The following is an 18,540-nucleotide window of genomic DNA, read 5'->3' as shown; positions in this document are numbered from 1 at the left end:
GCGGTTATTCACCCCAGCGGTTAAGGCCTTCCACTTCCAGATCAAACAGGTCCAGCGCGCGGGCCGCCGTGTAGGTGACCATGTCGTCAATGCTTGCGGGCTTGGCATAGAGGCTGGGGACAGGCGGCGCGATGATCGCCCCCATTTCACTGAGCGCCGTCATGGTTCTGAGGTGTCCGGTATGCAGCGGCGTCTCCCTGACCATCAGCACCAGCCGACGGCGTTCCTTGAGGATCACATCGGCCGCCCGGCTGACCAGGCTGGAGGTGATCCCGGTGCGGATTTCCCCCATGGTCTTGACCGAACACGGCGCAATCAGCATACCCATGGTACGGAAGGACCCACTGGCGATCGCGGCGCCGATATCCTTGGCCGGATAGAGCACATCCGCCATCGCCTGCACGTCACGCACGCTATAGTCGGTTTCCTCCAGAAGCGTGCGTTCACCCGCCTTTGACATCACCAGATGGCGCTCAACATCCAGCCCCTTCAGAAGCTCAAGCGCGCGGACACCGTAAGCCACACCACTAGCGCCCGTGATGGCAATAATCAGCCTTTTCTTTCGAGTCTCTGCCATTTGGCGCAACAATCCTTCAAACGGGGGTTTTCCGCGATTTGCTAAGTGCCCGAAGATACAGGACAAGTGCTCGGGCGCAAATCTTTTCCGTGACAAGAGCCCCTTCATTTGGTCTCATAATGCTGTCTTAAAATCGTAATGAAGAGGAGTGCGGGAATGAACCTACAGTCGCATGTGAATACCTTGAACGCGAAACATGCTGAAATTGAAGAGATCATCACCCGGGAAGAACACAGGCCGTGCCCCGATACCATACGAATAGCACAGCTTAAAAAGCAGAAACTCCGCCTGAAAGAGGAAATGACCCGCCTGGTCAGACACTAAGGGCAGACAAGCTTAACAAAAAAAGCGCGAGGCAAGTCCTCGCGCTTTTTGTTTGCCCAGTTAGCGTGGGCCTTATTCTTTGTCAGCTTCTTCGTCAGCGTCCGCTGCTGGCTCTTCACCGAACACGTCAGCGGCAGTCAGTTCTTTTTCCTTCGCAGGAGCTTCTTCAGCTGGCGCTTCTACAACAGGGGCTTCAACCGGCGCCTCTACGGGCGCAGCCTCTGCAGGCTTTTCGCCTGATTTGGCAGCGGCCTTGTCGCGGCGGGCTGCGGCCTGACGCACGGCTTCGTCCAACTCAAGCTGCTTACACAGGCCCAGACCTACCGGGTCCTGCGGCTTGATGTTCTGGATGTTCCAGTGGCTGCGCTCGCGGATCGCAGAGATCGTCGGCTTGGTGGTGCCCACCAGGCGGCTGATCTGCAGGTCCGAAAGCTCTGGGTGATTACGCACCAGCCAGGCGATGGCGTCTGGCTTGTCCTGGCGCTTGGACACCGGCGTATAACGCGGGCCCTTGGTGCGCGGCACCGCTTTCACATCGTCTTCGCTCAGTACAAGCGCACCCTTTGGGTCTGCCTGGCAGCGATTGATTTCGTCCCACGTCAGCTGGCCGCTCGCAGTCGGGTCCTGGCCAACGATATTCGTACCAACAGTGCCGTCTGCAATGCCCTGAACTTCAAGTTCGTGCAACTGGCAGAATTCGGCAATCTGCTTGAATGTAAGCGCCGTGTTATCCACCAGCCATACAGCGGTGGCCATCGGCATCAAAGGTTGTGTCATCCCGTTATCCCTTGTTTACGGAAATTCCTCTTCGCCCAGATAAGCGGTACCGCTTACCTGCCCTCTCTGGATCCATGTTTTCCTGAAAGGGGGGAGAGAAATTCCTCCCGCCCCATGTGTAACAGGTCAAAAAGCCCCTGTCATGGCGAATAATGGCGCCCTGAACAGATTTCTGGTTCAATTTGACCGCTTTTCCGCACTTTGGCCCCGCTTAGGCCACCTCAAGCATGATCTTACCCATATGGAGGCTTGTTTCCATGCGGGCGTGGGCGTCTGCGGCCTGATCCAGCGGGAAGGTCGAATCGATCACCGGCGCCACCTTGCCTGCCTCCATCAGTGGCCAGACATGCTTCTGCAGGTTCGCTGCAATCGCGCCCTTGAAGGCATTGTCCCGCGCCCGAAGCGTGCTGCCCGTCAGCACCAGCCGCTTCAGCATCACCGGTAGCATGTTCATGGTCACCTGCGGCCCCTGCAGAAAGGCGATGGACACATGCCTGCCTTCAACCGCCAAACACTCGATATTCTTGGCGATATAATCGCCGCCCACCATATCCAGCACCACATTCACGCCCGTGCCTTCCGTGAAGTCTTTCACGGCCTCGACATAGTCGCCCTCGCGATAGTTCACCACCACGTCAGCGCCCAGCTTCTTGCAGAACTCAGCCTTCTCGGCGTTACCCACGGTGGTGATGACCCTGGCGCCGAAAGCCTTCGCGAGCTGGATGGCCGTGGAGCCGATGCCAGACGAACCACCATGCACCAGAAGTGTTTCACCCGCCGTCAGACCGGCCCGGTCAAACAGGTTCGACCATACAGTAAAATAGGTTTCGGGGATCGCTGCTGCCTGCACCATTGAAAAGCCCTTCGGCACATGCATGGCCGAGGCCGCATTGGCCGTGCATAGTTCTGCGTAACCACCGCCTGGCACCAGCGCACAGACCTTGTCGCCGACCTTGAAGCCTTCAGCACCGTCCCCCAGCGCCACGACTTCGCCCGCGACCTCAAGGCCCGGAATATCGCTGGCGCCCGGTGGCGCGGGGTAGCGGCCCAGCCGTTGCACCACATCTGGCCGGTTTACGCCTGCCGCCATCACCCGGATCAGCAATTCACCCGCACCCGGCGCCGGGTTGTCGCGCTCACACGGTTTCAAGACCTCAGGCCCGCCCGGTGTGGTAATCTCAATCGCTTTCATAAAGTCATCTCCCTGCTTGCCTAAAGTATCTGTGGGCGATAGGCAGGAATACAAGGTAAAAGGTGAAAAAAGGCAGGAGGCACATGCCATGGATTTTGACGATCTCCCGATCAAGAAAGACAGTCCGCTGACGGCGGTCGAGAAGGAAGACCTGTCCACCCTGAGCGCCCATGAACTTGAGGAACGCATCAGCCGGCTTGAAGCAGAAATCACCCGCACCAAGGGCGAACTCGACTCCAAGGGTTCAAGCAAGGCAGCGGCTGAGGCCTTCTTTAAGAGTTGAAGAAAAGTCCTTCGCTAACGCTCAATGTACTTTCCTTCAGTAGCCACAAGGCGAAAACAAGCCTCGAGGCGGCTCTTCGCCTTGTTTCCAAATTTTACATGAAAAATCCGCCAGAGGCGGATTTCAAGACAATGAGCAAAACAGGCCCGAAGAACCGCTTCGAGGGTCGGTTTTTCATATTGAGCCCCGGGCAAAAGTACACTGAGGCGTAGCCGAGGGACTTTTGTCCGATTTGCAGCAAAAAGCCGTGAGAGCCAGGAGCTTTGGGGGAGGAATGCCCGGCCCTCACGTCAGGTTCACGACAGCGAGGAGTCGTGGAGGAAACTGGGAGGTTAGCGCCCCGGAAGGGGTCAGGGCGCTAGAGTTGACGCGCCCTTAGGCGGCGTCTGCCTCAATGGTCTTCATCTTCGCGTCCGTAGAGCGGATCTCGACCTGACGCGGTTTCTTGTGATCAGGGATCACGCGCTTCAGTTCGATCTCGAGAAGACCATTTTCAAACTTGGCGTCACCAACGCGGATGGTTTCCGCAAGCTCGAAGCGGCGCTCGAAGGCGCGCTTTGCGATGCCCTTGTGCAGGAAACGGCGCTCTTCTTCCTCTTCACGGCCCTTGCCGGAGATATAGAGCGTGCCTTCCTGAACGGTGACATTCAGTTCATCGGGAGCAAAACCGGCCACCGCCATGGTGATTCGGTAATCATCTTCGCTCAGCTTTTCGATATTGTAGGGCGGATACGCGGCTGCACCTTCTGATGTCAGGGCCGAATCGAGCAGGCGGCTCAGGTGATCGAAGCCAACGGTGCTGCGCATAAGGGGGGTAAGGTCAAAGTTTCTCATGTCATGTCCTCCAAGTGAAGCGACTGATTTTACGTGACCCGCATAAATGCCGGGTCGGTTCACTGTCTGGCCCCGAATTCGGCGACCGGACAAATCATATGTGGGGAGGAGTTTTTGGCCTTCAAGAGCAGAAAATGAAAAAGGCGCCCGAACGGGACGCCTTTTCCGAAAAACTCGAATGTCGAGAACGACTTACTTCTTGAGCGACAGGCCACCGAAGCGCTTGTTGAATTTAGCCACACGGCCACCTTCAAGAACCTGACGAACGCCACCAGTCCAAGCTGGGTGCGACTTAGGATCAATCTCAAGCGTCATGGTGTCGCCTTCCGAGCCCCAAGTAGAGCGGGTCTCAAAAGTCGTCCCGTCAGTCATTACCACTTTGATGTTGTGGTAGTCGGGATGAATTTCTTGTTTCATGGTCTTACCTCCGAAAACGAGGCGTCCGTATAGGTCAATATTTCAACGAATGCAAGGCTGTTTCTACGCTTTTTGCCCTCAGTGGTGAAAATAATATGCCGCGCCCTTCCCACATGTTGCACAGGCGCATTATAACCACATGTTGCACAGGCGCATTATAACAAAGTCAAAATCGTTGATTGGATTATGGCGCCCAATTCCCTATATCAGCACAAACATAAGCCAAGGGAGCATCCATGTCAGACAGTACCATCCGCCGCGAGCACGAACCGCCAAAGGGCAAGCTCGCGAACCTCAGGACGCTTTGGACTTTCGTAAAGCCCTACAAGCTCCAACTGGTACTGGCCGGCTTCTTCCTGCTGGTGGCGGCGGCAACCACACTGGTGGTCCCAAAGGCTCTTGGCAACATTGTCGATAACGGCTTTTCAAACGACAACGCCCAGGCGGTGAACGACTATTTCCTTGTGTTTGTGGCCATTGTTGTTGTCATGGCTGTGGCAACCGCCTGCCGTTTCTATTTTGTTACCTGGATCGGCGAACGGGTTGTCGCGGACATCCGGAAAGCGGTCTATGAGCGGCTGATCACCCTGTCGCCCGAGTTCTTTGAAGAGAACCGCCCCGGCGAGATCGTCTCCCGCCTGACGGCAGACACCACGCTGGTTCAAACAATCGTGGGCTCCAGCGCGTCCGTCTGGCTACGAAACTTCCTGATCGCCGTTGCCGGTACCATTGCGCTTTTCATTATGTCGCCCAAGCTGATGGGCTATATCGCTCTGGTGATCCCGCTCCTTCTCGGCATCATCATTGTGGTCGGGCGCAAGGTCAGAAACCTGTCGCGCACCAGCCAGGACAAGGTGGCCGATGTGGGTGCACGCGCGGGCGAATCGCTCTCGGCCCTCAATATCGTGCAGGCCTTCACCCAGGAAAAAACTGAAGCCCGCCGATTCGGTGAACAGGTTGATGACGCTTTCGTTGCCGCCAAACGCCGCATCCAGGTACGCGCAGGCCTGACCTTCATCATGATCTTCATGATCTTTTCCGCCATCGCCCTGGTGCTTTTCGAAGGCGCGCAGGATGTGATGACCGGGGACATGACAGGCGGCGAGATGCTTGAGTTTATCATGCTGGCTGTGTTCGTGGCCGGTGCCTTTGGTGCGCTCTCGGAAGTCTACAGCGAACTGCAGCGCGCGGCGGGTGCTGCCGGGCGGCTGGCGGAACTGCTGTCGTCGGAAGCCAAGATCAAGGCGCCAGACAACCCCAAGGCATTGCCGGCTAAAATCGAAGGCGATATTCATTTCGATAACGTAACGTTCTACTATCCGACCAAGCCCGACGTGGCCGCGCTCGAAGACTTCAACCTGCATGTGAAGGCGGGTGAGACGGTCGCACTTGTGGGCCCGTCTGGCGCGGGCAAATCCACCGTGCTGCAGCTGCTCTTGAGGTTCTATGACCCGCAATCGGGCGCTGTGAAGATGGACGGCGTCGATATCGCCCAGACAGACCCCAAAGCCTTCCGCGAGCATCTGGCCTTCGTGCCGCAGGACACCATCATCTTCGCCGACACGATCGCCGAGAATGTGCGCTATGGCCGTCAGGATGCCACGGACGAGGAAGTGCGGCAGGCGGTTGAGGCTGCGGCGGCAACCGAGTTTGTCGAGCGCGCCACAGACGGCTTCGATACCTTCCTGGGAGAACGCGGCACGCGCCTATCGGGCGGCCAGCGCCAGCGCATCGCCATTGCCCGTGCGATCCTCCGGGACGCACCGATCCTGCTTCTTGATGAGGCCACAAGTGCGCTCGACGCCGAGTCGGAACTCAAGGTTCAGGAAGCGCTCGAACATCTGATGGAAGGCCGCACCACGCTGGTGATCGCCCACCGACTGGCGACTGTCAAAAAGGTGGACCGCATCATCGTGCTTGAAGACGGCAAGATCGTCGCCGAAGGCACGCACGATGAACTGGTGGCCAAGGGCGGCCTCTATAAGCGCCTCGCGGACCTGCAGTTCGGCGAATATGCGGCCTAGGCGCGTCTACCAAGCCTGCAGAGCAGCCCTATTAGTGAAGGTTGGCGCCTGAGCTTTCGACGTCTTCCTCGCTGTCGGTTTGCGAGAACTGCGTTGGGCTGCCGGTAAGATAATAGGCGACGCCGATGAATCCGGCCCCGCCGATGATGTTGCCCACCGACACCCAGATCAGATTGTACCAGGCGCTCCAGACGGTCACGCTGTCAGCATGCGCGCCCAGAAGCGAAATGGTGAAGACCGTCATATTGGCGACGCCATGCTCGAACCCCGCCGCCACGAAGGCGAACAGGCACCAGAAAATAAGGATGCATTTGGCGGTATCGCTCATGGTGCGGGCCGTCATCCAGATGGCCAGGCAGATAAGCCAGTTGCAGATGATCGCCCTGGCGACCAGTGCGGTGATGCTGCTTTCCACTTTGGCCGCAGATATCTGATGCACGAGGCTAGCCGGATCATCCAGCCAGCCGCCCCCGCCGCCAAGCGTGAATAGCACGCCCAGCATCATGGCCCCAAACAGGTTACCACCCCAGCAGATCACCCAGTCACAGATCACCTGAATGGCCGTCAGCCTTTTATAAAGATACCCGAATGCCATGAACATGGTGTGGCCCGAGAACAGCTCGGCACCGGCAAAGACAATCAACGTCAGGGTAATGCCAAAGAAGCAGCCCATGATCAGGTTGCGGGACAGGGGCTCGGCGTCATTGCCAAGCGTCAGGATAAGAATGATGCCAATGCCCACATAGGCACCCGCCATCATGGTCGAGATGGAAAACCCGAGGGGATGCGCCTTCAGGTACTCCATTTTCTGCACGGCCACCGTCGCCATTTGTCGTGTCGTATCGCGATACATATTATCCAGCCAAAATCGGTCCAGCCTCTGGATAACAGAGTTCGTTTCAAGGGAATGTGATCTAGATCAAGTGGCCAGTTGGCGTGGCAGTTCGCTGGACATGCCAGAAAAGTAACGACCGCAACAGGTAGCCCCGTCCAGGTTGGCCTAAAGCAATTGGTACAGAAACTGAACTAGCCGATTAGCTAGACCGGTTGATATAGTCGCCCGCAAGCTTGACCACAACAGCCTTCCACCCCTGAGACATCGCCAACTTTTCATACAATTTCCCAAGCATTTTAAAGCTTTCTGCAATCCGACCTGAACATTTTTTGGGACTTTACGCTGGGTGCCATTTTCAATGGCGAATAAGGAGACTTTATGCCTATCAATATTATCGAAGGCACCATTTTTGACGACTCTTTGGTCGGCACGGATGGTGATGATTCCATAAACGGCCTGGGCGGCAATGATACGCTGGAAGGCAGGTACGGCAACGATACCATGGCTGGTGGCGCAGGCGATGACCTTATGGCAGGCTGGTCAGGCCATAATCTCATGTTTGGCGACGATGGCGACGATGTCATCTACGGTGGCCAAGCAGATACCATTCATGGAGGTGAAGGCGCAGATTATATCAGTGCCGGGTCCTGGGCAGACCTAGTTTATGGCGACGCTGGGAACGACATCCTTTATGGCGGTGGCGGTGCAGATGTTGTCGACGGCGGTGACGGTGATGACTATGTCTTCGGTGGCGCCGCGAACGACACAATGAATGGCGGATACGGCAACGACGTCATGTCTGGCGGAACGGGTAACGACTATATAACAGGCTGGTCCGGCCATAATCATATTCTTGGGGATGACGGCGACGACACCATTTATGGCGGTCAGAATGACACGATATTTGGCGGCGAAGGGGCTGATTACGTCAACGCTGGTTCCTGGTCGGACCTTGTCTACGGTGACGCCGGAGATGACATCCTTAAGGGTGGCAGTGGCAACGATGTGGTCGATGGCGGTGACGGTAACGACTATGTCTTCGGTGGTTGGGGCCAGGATACTGTCATTGGCGGAGCCGGAGACGATACAATCGCCGGCGCACCAGCCAATCCTGACAATATGACGGATATTCTTGTCTTCGATACCGACTGGGGAAATGACCTTGTCGTTGGGTTCGAGGATGGAATCGATTTGTTGGACCTGACATCCACAGGACTGCAATTTGATGATCTGACCATTACCCAAGGCGAAGGACACACTATCATCAGCACAGGCATGGGCAGCAGTATCACGCTGCAGAATTTCGATATGACCTTGCTAACAACTGACGATTTCATCTTCGGTTAACTGGAAACAAATAATGGCCGGGGACGTTGCGACATCCCCGGCAGCATACTGATGGCCCACATGCTTGAAGACTCCCAATTCGGGCGGAATTGCGCGTTCGAGATGGGAGCTTTCGTGTCTGGCGTTAAATTCAGCTCTTCGGGCTCTTCCGGTAAGGAAACAGCAACGTGATGATGGTGGGGAAGATAAACCCCCGCAGGTAGGAAAAAGCTGACCGTTCCAGCGCAAACTCGGGCGGATTCGAGCCAAAATGCACGATATATTGTGTCAGCACCAACCCACCAATCGTCAGCCACATGGCGTAGAGCGCGCGCCTTACGCCGATAACCACAAGCATCAAGCTTGCTGCGATCGAAAGCCGCAATGCCGACTGGATATGGATCATCAGCGGGTGATCGGCCATGCCGTCCCCCAGATACAGGTCATAGACCGTTGAAATATGGTAGAAAACGAGCAGGCCTGCCAAAAGAATGATAATGGCCAAACGGCTCTTGGTGAACCTGTCACCAAGAAGAGAAGAAAGTTGCATAGTCGCTGTCCTTTTAGTGCCCTCTGTCGGGGCTTTTTATAGTCAGCCTTGACTACAGGGTCCGTGACCCTGGTGCAATCATTTCTCTTCAATCAGGCTCGGGATGATCTCGCGGGTCAGCAGCTGCATGGGGATGAACTGCGTGCGGTCGCCATAGTTCTTGCCGGTGAAGGCGGCGACCAGCTTCAGCTCTGGCACAACAAAAATGAAATTACCGCCATTGCCGTGGGCGTACACCAGGCTGATGGGCTGTTCCTTGACGATGCCACTATTCAGCCACCACAGATAGCCGTAGCGCTCGTTCCTTTCATACACGTGGGTTTTCTCGGACGTCGCATCCTTGAGCCACTTGGGGTCCACGAGCCCCTCGCCGCCATGCTGCACCAACTGCCCCAGCCGGTGCAGGTCGGAAAGCGTCAGGCGCAGGTGCCCACCCGTGTCGGTATGGCCCTTGGGGGTTTTCTCCCACTTGGCGCCTTCAATGCCCATGGGGCCAAAGAGCCGTTCTTCGGCATACGCTGGTACAGACTTGCCGGAAAGCTTTTCAATCACGCGCCCCAGGAACACGACGCCACCGGTACAGTAGCTGAAATGCTTGCCGCGCTCATAGGCCATCGGCAGGGCCCAGAGGAACGCGCCCCAGTCGCGGGTTTTGTACATTTTGTCTTCCAGGCCCACGCTTGCGGGTATCCAGTCATTGCAGGCCAGGCCCGTGCGCATCGTCAGCGCATCCTCCACCGTGATATCGCGGCGTGGGTCATCCTTCGGCATGTGCGCAAAAGCGTCCGGCAGGATTTTCGAAAGCTTCGTTTTGACGGACTTGAGCGACCCATCCTCGATCAACTCACCGACCAGCAGCGCCGTGATGCTTTTGGTTGCGGAACGGATATCATGGTGCCTGTCGGCCCCACAGCCGGGCGCGTAGGCTTCCGCCAGCATCTTACCGTCCTGGCTGACCATCATGCCGGTGATGCCCTTATAGTCGCCCGCCCGCATTTTGGCTGCGATATCATCGACCACATCCGCCCGCGCCGCTGCGGCCAAACCAAAGGCCATCAGGGCCGCTGTCACAAAATTCCGCATACTATCCCCCGGTCGTTATTCCACTTGCAGGTGGTAATATCTGTTTGTGTCTGTCGAGGTGTCACCCTCGAGCGCAAATCCGGCTTTTTCCAGAACGCGGATAGAGGCCCCGTTGTCGGCCTCGACGCCGCCGATCAGCTCCATGGGTTTGCCGCCAGATTGCACTTGCCCCCTGCACCAATCCACGAGCCCCGCCAGCAGCTCTGACGCATATCCCTTGCCCCACTGGGCCTGGTCAAGGAGATAACCAATACGCACCACCGTACGCTCGTCCTCATCCGCTACAAACAGGATCAGGAGGCCGATCAGCATATCATCGTGGGTTTTCACCAGACACACGTCCGACTCCGCCGCCCGTGCATCGATCCACGTAGCCGCCTCTGCGGCAGCACCGAGCTGCATATGGGGCGGCAGGAAAGCCGTTGTCTCGGGCGCCAGGATACCAGGCAGCGTCAATTCAAGCGCCCGGCGCGCCTCAGGGTCGGCTAGATCCGCGCGCCAATGGGTAACCGTCAGGCGGTCAGTTTGGAAGTTCAGGTTGCTATTTTCCATACATGAAAAATTCTCTTCGAATGTCTTCGGCCAACCTCTCAAACTCAGGATTGACGCCCTTAACGAACTCCAAAAACCACTCTAGATGAAGCTCCAACGGATCACGGTGCATATTGTTGGGCACCAAGCTAAGAGCCAAACGACAGGCCAATGGCAAGGGATCCCTGAGATTATTAATATATTCCTTTGTCTCCAGAACCGACCAGCATTGGTCAATTAGGGACGCAAAAGCTTCAGAACTGCATTTCCCCTCCAAATAGCTCTCGGTAAGGCAGACAGGGTCCCCCAAAAAGGCCGGGAATTCATATTTAACCGCGCGAAGCACTCGCACTTCAAATTGCAGGAGTAAATTGATGCCTCTCTGGCGCGAAGCAGGCCAGACGATGTCATGAATATAAAGCTTCGAAACCATTCTTCCTCTTTTTACGTCCGAAAATTCTCACGCTAAGCACGCAAAGAAGTCTTATCCAAGAGCGCCAACCTGGGACTTGAAAGACCTTCCCCTTACCTTTGTGTCAGGCGCATTTCGATGCGGCGGTTGCGCGAGTAGGCGAAGACGTTATCGGCCGGGTCGATGGGCTGATGTTCGCCGAAGCCAGTGGCGGCCAGGCGGTCAGCTGGCACACCCACGGAAATCAGGAACCGCACCACGCTGATGGCCCGCGCGCTTGAGAGCTCCCAGTTGCTGCGGAACTGCGCGTTTGAAATGGGGCGTTTGTCCGTGTGGCCGTCGACCCGCAAAATCCAGTTCAGCTCCTGCGGGATTTCCTGCGAGATGGCGATCAGGGTTTCGGCGAACTTGCGCATTTCCGCGCGGCCTTCAGGCCCCAGGTCTGCGCTGCCGGACGCGAACAGCAGTTCGCTTGCGAACACGAAACGGTCGCCTTCCACCCGGATTTCAGGGCGGGTCGACAGCACTTCCTTCAGCCGTCCGAAGAATTCGCTGCGGTAGCCCGCCAGTTCTTCAACCTTGCTGGCCAGCGCGCGGTTGAGGCGGCGGCCCATGTCCACGATCACGGCCTGATTGCGGCGGTCGCGCTCTTCACTGGCCTGCAGCGCGGCCTCAAGCCGGCCCAGTTGTTCCTGAAGGGCGATGATGTTGCGCTGAAGCTGTGCGACCTGTTCCTGCGCCCGCTTCGATATAATTCTTTCTTCCGACAGCGCATCATCAGCCAGCTTGAAGCGTTCGGCCAGGTCTGTGGCGTCGGCTTCAAAGCGTTCGCGCGCGGCGGTCATTTCGGCCAGGCGTGCATCGCTGGCCGCAAGTGCCGACTTTGTCGCCTCAAGGTCGGCGCTCAGGGTATCGCGGTCCTTGTTGGCTGCCGTGAGGCTTGCTGAAAGTTCCGCCATGCTGTCCCTGAGTGACTGATTGGACTGCTTTTCCATCTTCAGCAGATTACCCAGCTGGGCCACCTGCCCCCTGAGCTCCGCCAGCGCCTGATCGCGCCCTGAGAGCGCCTGCCCCAGGAAAAACTGCGCCAGAACAAACATGGACAGGAGGAAAATGATCACCATCAACAGCGTGGACAAGGCGTCCACAAAGCCAGGCCAGCTATTGTCCTGGCCGCCGCCCCCGATGCGCCGCCGAGAGCCGATCATCAGCCTTCGTCCTCTTCACCGTCGCGGCGGGCGGTTATGGGCTGCGGGCTGGGTGCACTGCTGCTTGGGCCGGTCTTGCTGTTGTCGAACGCCGCCGCAATGGTACGCGACAGCAGTTTGAGTTCAGACCGAAGTTCATCCACCAGATTGTCGGATTGGCGCGCCTGCTCATCAATCAGCCGCTTGATGCCCACATCCAGGTTGCGGATATGACCCTTGGTGGCGTCGTCCATCGCGGGCGGTATGGGCGGCATTTCCACAGGCTTGTGGCTGGCCGCCAGCTTCTCGATTGCACCCGCCAGTTCCTTGACCGTATTGTCGCTTTCACTGCGGCGTTTGTCGGAGGCCTCCAGTTTGTCTGCGAGCGTCGCCAGCGATTCCGCAATGGCCGTCATGGTATGCTGGCCCTGCGCGCGGGCGTCTTCGCTGTTTTTCAGCGTGCGCTGCAGCCGGTCGATACCGTCGGCGGTCTGTTCCATCAGCGCCGTCATATAGGCATTCGGGCTGGCCATGCCTTCGCTCATTTCACTGCGCGACAGGTGCGTCACGCCCGCGAGCCAGTCTTCCACACTGTTGTAAAAACGCGTTTGCGCCTGGCTGGCCTGCAGGTCCAGGAAGCCGAGCACCAAACTGCCGCCAAGGCCGAAGAGCGAGCTTGAAAAGGCCGTCCCCATGCCGGAAAGCGGTGCCTCAAGCCCGGCCTTCAGTTCATCGAACATCAGGGCCATATCGCCGCCATCCACCGTCAGGCTCTTGATCGTCTGGCCGATGGCGCCAATGGTGCCCAAAAGGCCCCAGAAGGTGCCCAACAGGCCAAGAAAGATCAACAGGCCGGTGAAATAGCGGCTGATTTCACGGCTTTCTTCAAGCCGGGAGATGATGCCGTCCAGCACCGAGCGCATCGACAGCGTGGAGAGGCGCATGCCGCCCTCTTCCTGCGCCGACAGAAGCGACGCAGCTGGCGCCATCAGGCGCGGCGTCACGCTGGAGCTTGCGCTTTCATTCCGCTTGAAGGCGGTGATCCAGTCGATTTCGGGTTTGAGGTCAAACACCCGGCGGTAGGCAAAGATGGCGCCGATCACCAGCGTGCCCAGGATGACCCCGTTGAGCGCCACGTTGGCCATAAAGGCATCGATGAGCGAGTCCTTGAGAAGCACACCGAGCGCGAGAACAACGACCACAAACAGCGTCATGCGCATAAGGAACTTGGTTGGTTTCTGCATCTCGCCTGCCTCTCCCATCAGGAAATCAAATAACCACAAACAGTTATGGCATGAATGTGCTTCTAGTTTAAGGACAGAATTGTGGCTGTAAATGGGTCAAATTACATGATTTTTCCGTCCCCTTGACCGGCCCGGGGTGCTAAGGCCTAACTTTCGCACAAATCGTCAAGACCGGATGCAGGCGCCGGGGCATGGTCAGCGCCGAGGAAACCGGGCCGGACCGGTCAGGGCGAATAAGCAGGGACGACCAGGGGACAGCATGAGTTACCAGACGCAAATCAGCCGCGCCGTTGACTATATTGAGGACAATCTTTTTGCCTCGCTGACGGTGGCGGCCATTGCGCGCGAAGCTGGCCTGTCGAAATGGTATTTCCAGCGCCTGTTCCGGGCCATGGTGGGCGACACGGTGAAGGAATATATCCAGCACCGGCGCCTGTCCCACGCCGCCAGCCAGTTACTGACCACCGACCGGAAGGTGATCGATATCGCGCTTGCCTGCGATTTCGCATCGCCCGAAGTGTTCACGCGGGCCTTCCGGCGCGCCTTTGGCACCAATCCGCAGGCGTTCCGCACGACCCGCAGGGCCGACAGGCTCATTCCTCGCAAACCCAGGATCACGACAGCGTATCTCGCGCATCTATATGAAGGAATGACCATGGAACCCACCATCAAACATATGCCCGCCCTGACCGCCGCAGGCTTCGCCGGCCTTGTTGTGCCGCTTCTGAACCCGGATACTGACAATATGAAGGTGATCCCCGGCCTATGGCAGGCGCTGGGGCGCCACATCAGTGCGTTCCCCACCGGGCCGGGCACACGGCGGATATCGGTAATCCATGGCCCTGACGAGGCCAAGGCGGACGGCAAGATTGAGTATCTGGCGGGGATCACGGTGGCGGGTGCCGGCGCACCCTTACCCGAAGGCGCCAGCCTGCGCCAAGTGCCCGCGGGCGACTATGCCGTCTTCACCCATATCGGGCCGGTTAAGACGCTGGCGCACACCAAGAATTATATCTATGGATCGTGGCTGCCGAAATCAGGCCGGAAGCGTACGGACGGGCCGCAATATACGCTTTATAGCAATGACCGCGACCCACGGGCCGAGGGCGCCGAGATGTACATCCACATCCCGCTTGAGCCTGCCTGAAGGCTTCAGGCGGCGGCGTGGAAGCGCTCCATGATGGCTTCGTGCTCCGTCGGGGGCACGGCCATCATTTCATCCGCCAGCGTGTTGACCTTCATGAGTGCCGGATGGTCGGACGTGCGCTTGAGCCAGGCGGCAAAGCCGGGCCAGCGATCTTCGTCCATCTCCCACCCGGCCCAAAAGGCGTTTTTCATCATGGCCGCGATGGTAATGTCGCCCACGCTGATGTCGCCCGCCAGGAAACCGTCCGCCGGCACTTCGCCTTCGAGATAATCGAGAGCGTTCGGCAGGGTGCTCTCCAGCGTCTGGTCAATCAGCGCCTGATCCGGTTTTTCCTTTAGCACACGCGGGCGTACCACGCGCTGGAAAAACAGGTTGAAGACCACGTTCCGGCCAAAATGGTCGTCGGCATATTCTTCGAACCAGCGCGCCCGCGCACGGGCCTTGGCATCCCCCGGATAGGCTGCAGGCGTATCGGGGAAGGCCTCTTCCAGATACTGGATGATGGCTGTGCTGTCAGGCAGGGTGAAATCACCGTGCTTGAGCACCGGGATACGCCGAAGCGGGCTGATGCGGGTAAAATTGTCATCGCCCAGAAATGGAACCTGAGGAATGCAGCGGAAGGGCAAGTCTTTCATAATCAGGATAGCCAGAACCTTCCTGACATAAGGGGAGATTGGAGCACCAATAATGGTCAACTTATCTGTCATAGCCTTGCCCTTCTCACTGCTTGTGGGAAGACCCTATATGTAAGGGCCGGTTGTGGAATTGCGTCCAATAAGTTTGCATGCCTTCCATACATTTGTGAAAGGCTTTCATCGGCACAAAAAGAAAGGCCGCGGAACCAAACCCCACGGCCTTGCCAATTCTATGTTCTGGAACGCTTTTTAACCGGCGTTTTGGGCCAGCTTGCGGTGCGCCCGCTTGATCACCCGTTCGATCGGTGCATGTAGGCGGTCGTTCGCCGCGATGATGCTACCGGTCTTGAGCATGTCGGCCTTGCCGTTCATGTCTGTCACATAGCCGCCGGCTTCCTTCACCAGGAGGATGCCCGCTGCGATGTCCCAAGGCTGCAGGTTGGCTTCCCAGAAACCGTCGAAACGGCCTGCGGCGACATAGGCCAGATCCAGCGTTGCGGCGCCAAAGCGGCGGATGCCGGCAACAGACGGCATGAATTCTGCCATCTCGGCCATGAAGTCCATGTGGCCTTCCTTGCCCTTGAACGGAATGCCGGTTGCCAGAAGCGCGGTTTCCATCTTGTCACGGCCCGAAACGCGCAGGCGGCTGTCGTTGAGGTAAGCGCCCTGGCCCTTTTCAGCCCAGAACAGCTCATCAGTCAGCGGTGCGTAGGTTACAGCGGCCGTGATTTCACCGCGTTCTTCCACAGCAACGGTCAGCGCGAAGTGCGGCAGGCCGTGCAGGAAGTTGGTGGTGCCGTCAAGCGGGTCAACAATGAAGCGGATGTCACCGCGGGTACCCGGAATTTCGCCACTTTCCTCAAGAAGGAAGCCGAAATCGGGGCGAGCGTGTTTCAGCTCTTCATAGATGGTGCGCTCAGCGCGGCGGTCAGCGGCGGATACGAAATCAGCTGGGCCTTTTTTGGAAACCTGAAGCTGTTCCACTTCACCAAAATCGCGGCGAAGGTTACGGGCTGCTTTCATGACAGCGGCAACCATCACGTTAATCAGGGGCGAACGACGGGCCATGGGGCTCTCCAATCTTTCGGGATTTACTCAATACTCTTTAGAAACTCGGACGTGGCTTAGTCAGCGCGGCCAGCATACTCGCGCTCAGCCGTGTTCACGATGATCTTGTCACCAGCGTTTACGAACGGAGGAACGCCAACTTTCAGGCCGTTTTCAAGGATCGCGGGCTTGTAGGAAGACGATGCCGTCTGGCCCTTAACAACAGGCTCGGTCTCGGTCACTTCCAGGGTCACCTTGTCCGGCAGGCTGACGCCCAGCGGAGTCTCTTCATGGAATTCGATCACAACAACCATGCCGTCCTGCAGGAAGACGGCGTCATCGCCGATGTCTTCAGCGGAGATAGCGATCTGCTCGTAGGATTCCTGGTTCATGAAATTGTACATGTCGCCGTCGGCGAACAGGAATTGATAGTCTTTTTGTTCAAGGCTGACACGGTCCACTTTCTCGCTGGAGCGGAAACGCTCGTTCAGCTTGGTGCCGTCGCGCAGGTTTTTCAGTTCAACCTGCAGATATGCGCCGCCTTTACCAGGCTGGGTGTGGGCAATTTTAACAGCGCGCCATAGGCCGCCTTTGTGTTCAATTACGTTACCGGGACGGATCGCGTTACCATCGATCTTCATGGCATACCTCTTTCAAGAACTATCAATGTGTCAAAGAACAAGTTGGCGCGCGGTATATCAGGTTCGCATGCGCGATGCAATGCTGTGCGTGATTGTTGCACAATTGCGAACGCAGGATACCAAATTACGAAATTTTCAAACACTCCAGCGAACGTTATCTTCTGATCAACGCATAACACGGGGCCGCACGGCGCGGCCATAGCACGATGATCAGGAGACCAACAATGACAACTGCAATCAACACAACCGACAATACGGGCCCGTTTGGCCTGCCAACCCTTGAAGGCCTTGTGGGCCAATTCAAAGACGTGGGCGACCTGGCCGTCCGCGTGGCGGCAGGCGCCTTCCTCATGCCCCACGGCGCGCAGAAGCTGTTCGGCGCTTTCGGCGGCTACGGCCTTGAAGCCACCGGGCAGTTCTTCCAGACACAGCTTGGCTTCTCGAACGGCTATCTGGCGGCCCTCGGCGCGGGGTCTGTTGAATTTTTCGCGGGCCTTGCCCTTGCGCTTGGGCTGTTCACCCGGTCTGCCGGCATCGCCATCACCGTGATGCTGCTGGTGGCCAGCACGTTCCACTTTGGCGCAGGCTTCTTCTGGACGGACGGCGGCTTTGAATACCCCATCCTGTGGGCCATCCTCGCGGCATCCTTTGTGGTGAAGGGCGGCGGGCGCTATAGCCTGGATGCCAAGCTGGGCATCAAATATTGAAGCGGATAAACGAAGGGCCGCGAAAGCGGCCCTTTTTCTGAGTTACGCCAGCGCCTCATTGAAGGCCCGCACGGCAGCGGCAGGCCCTTCGGGGTGGTTCCAGACGCTGGAACAGGCCGCCACAAAGTGAGCCCCCGCGTCAGCAAGCTCGCGGCAGTTTTCAGGCGTGATGCCGCCAATGGCCACGCACGGCAGCTCGGTTACCTCGTCCCACACGCTCAGGATATCGGTTTCGGGCCGGTATTCCGTGTCTTTGGTGTCGCTTGGGAAGAAGGCGCCAAACGCCACATAGTTCGCACCCTCGTCACCCGCCTTGTAGGCCAGATGCATGCTGTCGTGGCACGTCACGCCAATGTCCTTGCCGTGGCCCAGAAGCGTGCGGGCGGAAGGCACGTCGCCGTCTTCCTGCCCCAAGTGCACACCGTCTGCGTCCACTTGGGCCGCCAGGTCAGCGCGGTCATTGATCAGGAAAACGGCATCATGGCTATGGGCGATCGGCATCAGCTTTTCCGCCGCCTTGATGATCGTGTCGTCATCCACACCCTTCAGGCGCAGCTGCACGCACGCCACTTCGCCCGCAGACAAGGCCTCGTCCAACTTGATGGCGAAATCGTCCAGATCGTCGATCCGGTCCGGCGTGATCAGATAAAGGAGGCAGCCTTCCGTTGTTTCAGACACCGCAATCACCCTTCGTAAAATTGAAAAACCCTTTCCCCGCGTATGCCCTATTTTAGCGCAGACGAAAAGGGAAAGGGTTCAAAATTTTC

At 57.7% G+C, this 18,540-nt stretch carries 22 protein-coding genes; 6 read left to right on the top strand and 16 right to left on the bottom strand.

Going from position 1 to position 18,540, the window contains the following annotated elements:
• Positions 1-4: 4 nt before the first annotated feature.
• The gene (locus B3Z17_RS10845) at positions 5-577 is read right to left on the bottom strand and encodes a UbiX family flavin prenyltransferase (protein WP_286829809.1); all 573 of its coding nucleotides are present in this window, start codon (positions 575-577) and stop codon (positions 5-7) included.
• A gap of 156 nt (positions 578-733) precedes the next feature.
• Here B3Z17_RS10845 and B3Z17_RS10840 point away from each other — a divergent pair, with 156 nt between their 5' ends.
• Positions 734-901 (top strand): YdcH family protein, encoded by a 168-nt coding sequence (locus B3Z17_RS10840; RefSeq protein ID WP_074519394.1) that lies wholly within the window; start codon positions 734-736, stop codon positions 899-901.
• A 72-nt stretch (positions 902-973) separates the two neighbouring features.
• On the opposite strand, the gene B3Z17_RS10835 is transcribed toward B3Z17_RS10840, so the two are convergent.
• Both B3Z17_RS10835 and B3Z17_RS10830 read right to left on the bottom strand, forming a co-directional pair.
• Positions 974-1,678, bottom strand: a complete 705-nt coding sequence (locus tag B3Z17_RS10835) for a DUF1013 domain-containing protein (protein ID WP_068304100.1) — start codon at positions 1,676-1,678, stop codon at positions 974-976.
• A 211-nt stretch (positions 1,679-1,889) separates the two neighbouring features.
• Positions 1,890-2,870: an NAD(P)H-quinone oxidoreductase gene (locus B3Z17_RS10830; RefSeq protein ID WP_286829808.1), complete on the bottom strand. Its 981-nt coding sequence runs from the start codon at positions 2,868-2,870 to the stop codon at positions 1,890-1,892.
• 88 nt (positions 2,871-2,958) lie between these two features.
• On the opposite strand from B3Z17_RS10830, the gene B3Z17_RS10825 reads away from it, so the two are divergent.
• Complete coding sequence (locus B3Z17_RS10825) at positions 2,959-3,153, top strand: DUF1192 domain-containing protein (RefSeq protein WP_068304106.1); 195 nt, start codon at positions 2,959-2,961, stop codon at positions 3,151-3,153.
• Positions 3,154-3,528: 375 nt separating this feature from the next.
• Here B3Z17_RS10825 and B3Z17_RS10820 read toward each other — a convergent pair whose 3' ends face one another.
• Entirely contained in the window at positions 3,529-3,987 is a 459-nt protein-coding gene (locus tag B3Z17_RS10820) for an Hsp20 family protein (RefSeq protein WP_068304110.1), read from the bottom strand.
• A 192-nt stretch (positions 3,988-4,179) separates the two neighbouring features.
• Complete coding sequence (rpmE, locus tag B3Z17_RS10815) at positions 4,180-4,404, bottom strand: 50S ribosomal protein L31 (protein ID WP_286829807.1); 225 nt, start codon at positions 4,402-4,404, stop codon at positions 4,180-4,182.
• A gap of 236 nt (positions 4,405-4,640) precedes the next feature.
• Between rpmE and B3Z17_RS10810 the strand changes: the two genes are divergently transcribed.
• On the top strand, positions 4,641-6,428 hold the full coding sequence (locus B3Z17_RS10810) for an ABC transporter transmembrane domain-containing protein (RefSeq protein ID WP_286829806.1): 1,788 nt from the start codon (positions 4,641-4,643) through the stop codon (positions 6,426-6,428).
• Positions 6,429-6,459: 31 nt separating this feature from the next.
• On the opposite strand, the gene B3Z17_RS10805 is transcribed toward B3Z17_RS10810, so the two are convergent.
• On the bottom strand, positions 6,460-7,281 hold the full coding sequence (locus tag B3Z17_RS10805) for a formate/nitrite transporter family protein (protein ID WP_286829805.1): 822 nt from the start codon (positions 7,279-7,281) through the stop codon (positions 6,460-6,462).
• A gap of 360 nt (positions 7,282-7,641) precedes the next feature.
• On the opposite strand from B3Z17_RS10805, the gene B3Z17_RS10800 reads away from it, so the two are divergent.
• Positions 7,642-8,610, top strand: coding sequence for a calcium-binding protein (locus B3Z17_RS10800; RefSeq protein ID WP_286829804.1), 969 nt, complete (start codon positions 7,642-7,644; stop codon positions 8,608-8,610).
• A 130-nt stretch (positions 8,611-8,740) separates the two neighbouring features.
• Here B3Z17_RS10800 and B3Z17_RS10795 read toward each other — a convergent pair whose 3' ends face one another.
• The 6 genes from B3Z17_RS10795 to B3Z17_RS10770 all read right to left on the bottom strand — a co-directional run bounded on the left by B3Z17_RS10795 (position 8,741) and on the right by B3Z17_RS10770 (position 13,596).
• A complete protein-coding gene (locus B3Z17_RS10795) occupies positions 8,741-9,139 on the bottom strand; it encodes a hypothetical protein (RefSeq protein ID WP_286829803.1) in 399 nt (132 codons plus the stop codon).
• A 78-nt stretch (positions 9,140-9,217) separates the two neighbouring features.
• Entirely contained in the window at positions 9,218-10,222 is a 1,005-nt protein-coding gene (locus tag B3Z17_RS10790; protein ID WP_286829802.1) for a serine hydrolase domain-containing protein, read from the bottom strand.
• A 15-nt stretch (positions 10,223-10,237) separates the two neighbouring features.
• Positions 10,238-10,774: a GNAT family N-acetyltransferase gene (locus B3Z17_RS10785; RefSeq protein WP_286829801.1), complete on the bottom strand. Its 537-nt coding sequence runs from the start codon at positions 10,772-10,774 to the stop codon at positions 10,238-10,240.
• Positions 10,764-11,186, bottom strand: coding sequence for a hypothetical protein (locus B3Z17_RS10780; protein ID WP_286829800.1), 423 nt, complete (start codon positions 11,184-11,186; stop codon positions 10,764-10,766). The genes B3Z17_RS10785 and B3Z17_RS10780 overlap by 11 nt, the downstream gene beginning before the upstream one ends.
• A gap of 92 nt (positions 11,187-11,278) precedes the next feature.
• Positions 11,279-12,373 (bottom strand): peptidoglycan -binding protein, encoded by a 1,095-nt coding sequence (locus B3Z17_RS10775; protein ID WP_286829799.1) that lies wholly within the window; start codon positions 12,371-12,373, stop codon positions 11,279-11,281.
• The gene (locus B3Z17_RS10770; RefSeq protein WP_068304128.1) at positions 12,373-13,596 is read right to left on the bottom strand and encodes a hypothetical protein; all 1,224 of its coding nucleotides are present in this window, start codon (positions 13,594-13,596) and stop codon (positions 12,373-12,375) included. Before B3Z17_RS10770 ends, B3Z17_RS10775 begins: the two co-directional genes overlap by 1 nt.
• Before the next feature lie 259 nt (positions 13,597-13,855).
• Between B3Z17_RS10770 and B3Z17_RS10765 the strand changes: the two genes are divergently transcribed.
• Positions 13,856-14,743 carry an AraC family transcriptional regulator gene (locus B3Z17_RS10765; RefSeq protein WP_286829798.1) on the top strand — a complete coding sequence of 296 codons (888 nt, stop codon included), beginning with the start codon at positions 13,856-13,858 and terminating at the stop codon, positions 14,741-14,743.
• Between the two features lie 5 nt (positions 14,744-14,748).
• Here B3Z17_RS10765 and B3Z17_RS10760 read toward each other — a convergent pair whose 3' ends face one another.
• The 3 genes from B3Z17_RS10760 to efp all read right to left on the bottom strand — a co-directional run bounded on the left by B3Z17_RS10760 (position 14,749) and on the right by efp (position 17,066).
• Positions 14,749-15,450, bottom strand: a complete 702-nt coding sequence (locus B3Z17_RS10760; protein WP_286829797.1) for a glutathione S-transferase family protein — start codon at positions 15,448-15,450, stop codon at positions 14,749-14,751.
• 177 nt (positions 15,451-15,627) lie between these two features.
• A complete protein-coding gene (locus B3Z17_RS10755; RefSeq protein WP_068304135.1) occupies positions 15,628-16,446 on the bottom strand; it encodes an inositol monophosphatase family protein in 819 nt (272 codons plus the stop codon).
• 56 nt (positions 16,447-16,502) lie between these two features.
• On the bottom strand, positions 16,503-17,066 hold the full coding sequence (efp, locus tag B3Z17_RS10750; RefSeq protein WP_286829796.1) for an elongation factor P: 564 nt from the start codon (positions 17,064-17,066) through the stop codon (positions 16,503-16,505).
• Between the two features lie 224 nt (positions 17,067-17,290).
• Here efp and B3Z17_RS10745 point away from each other — a divergent pair, with 224 nt between their 5' ends.
• On the top strand, positions 17,291-17,773 hold the full coding sequence (locus tag B3Z17_RS10745) for a DoxX family protein (protein ID WP_286829795.1): 483 nt from the start codon (positions 17,291-17,293) through the stop codon (positions 17,771-17,773).
• A 42-nt stretch (positions 17,774-17,815) separates the two neighbouring features.
• Here the strand turns inward: B3Z17_RS10745 and thiE are convergent, their stop codons facing one another.
• A complete protein-coding gene (thiE, locus tag B3Z17_RS10740) occupies positions 17,816-18,451 on the bottom strand; it encodes a thiamine phosphate synthase (RefSeq protein WP_286829794.1) in 636 nt (211 codons plus the stop codon).
• Positions 18,452-18,540: the final 89 nt, after the last annotated feature.

Source organism: Kordiimonas sp. UBA4487 (assembly GCF_002389025.1).
GTDB lineage: Bacteria > Pseudomonadota > Alphaproteobacteria > Sphingomonadales > Kordiimonadaceae > Kordiimonas > Kordiimonas lacus.
The sequence above is the reverse complement of the archived record's forward strand: the minus strand, read 5'-3'. Positions and strand labels throughout refer to the sequence as shown.

Bases quoted from the DNA above. Each gene is read 5' to 3' on its own strand.
- B3Z17_RS10845 (WP_286829809.1), bottom strand. From the start codon at position 577: ATGGCAGAGACTCGAAAGAAAAGGCTGATTATTGCCATCACGGGCGCT.
- B3Z17_RS10840 (WP_074519394.1), top strand. From the start codon at position 734: ATGAACCTACAGTCGCATGTGAATACCTTGAACGCGAAACATGCTGAA.
- B3Z17_RS10835 (WP_068304100.1), bottom strand. From the start codon at position 1,678: ATGACACAACCTTTGATGCCGATGGCCACCGCTGTATGGCTGGTGGAT.
- B3Z17_RS10830 (WP_286829808.1), bottom strand. From the start codon at position 2,870: ATGAAAGCGATTGAGATTACCACACCGGGCGGGCCTGAGGTCTTGAAA.
- B3Z17_RS10825 (WP_068304106.1), top strand. From the start codon at position 2,959: ATGGATTTTGACGATCTCCCGATCAAGAAAGACAGTCCGCTGACGGCG.
- B3Z17_RS10820 (WP_068304110.1), bottom strand. From the start codon at position 3,987: ATGAGAAACTTTGACCTTACCCCCCTTATGCGCAGCACCGTTGGCTTC.
- rpmE (WP_286829807.1), bottom strand. From the start codon at position 4,404: ATGAAACAAGAAATTCATCCCGACTACCACAACATCAAAGTGGTAATG.
- B3Z17_RS10810 (WP_286829806.1), top strand. From the start codon at position 4,641: ATGTCAGACAGTACCATCCGCCGCGAGCACGAACCGCCAAAGGGCAAG.
- B3Z17_RS10805 (WP_286829805.1), bottom strand. From the start codon at position 7,281: ATGTATCGCGATACGACACGACAAATGGCGACGGTGGCCGTGCAGAAA.
- B3Z17_RS10800 (WP_286829804.1), top strand. From the start codon at position 7,642: ATGCCTATCAATATTATCGAAGGCACCATTTTTGACGACTCTTTGGTC.
- B3Z17_RS10795 (WP_286829803.1), bottom strand. From the start codon at position 9,139: ATGCAACTTTCTTCTCTTCTTGGTGACAGGTTCACCAAGAGCCGTTTG.
- B3Z17_RS10790 (WP_286829802.1), bottom strand. From the start codon at position 10,222: ATGCGGAATTTTGTGACAGCGGCCCTGATGGCCTTTGGTTTGGCCGCA.
- B3Z17_RS10785 (WP_286829801.1), bottom strand. From the start codon at position 10,774: ATGGAAAATAGCAACCTGAACTTCCAAACTGACCGCCTGACGGTTACC.
- B3Z17_RS10780 (WP_286829800.1), bottom strand. From the start codon at position 11,186: ATGGTTTCGAAGCTTTATATTCATGACATCGTCTGGCCTGCTTCGCGC.
- B3Z17_RS10775 (WP_286829799.1), bottom strand. From the start codon at position 12,373: ATGATCGGCTCTCGGCGGCGCATCGGGGGCGGCGGCCAGGACAATAGC.
- B3Z17_RS10770 (WP_068304128.1), bottom strand. From the start codon at position 13,596: ATGCAGAAACCAACCAAGTTCCTTATGCGCATGACGCTGTTTGTGGTC.
- B3Z17_RS10765 (WP_286829798.1), top strand. From the start codon at position 13,856: ATGAGTTACCAGACGCAAATCAGCCGCGCCGTTGACTATATTGAGGAC.
- B3Z17_RS10760 (WP_286829797.1), bottom strand. From the start codon at position 15,450: ATGACAGATAAGTTGACCATTATTGGTGCTCCAATCTCCCCTTATGTC.
- B3Z17_RS10755 (WP_068304135.1), bottom strand. From the start codon at position 16,446: ATGGCCCGTCGTTCGCCCCTGATTAACGTGATGGTTGCCGCTGTCATG.
- efp (WP_286829796.1), bottom strand. From the start codon at position 17,066: ATGAAGATCGATGGTAACGCGATCCGTCCCGGTAACGTAATTGAACAC.
- B3Z17_RS10745 (WP_286829795.1), top strand. From the start codon at position 17,291: ATGACAACTGCAATCAACACAACCGACAATACGGGCCCGTTTGGCCTG.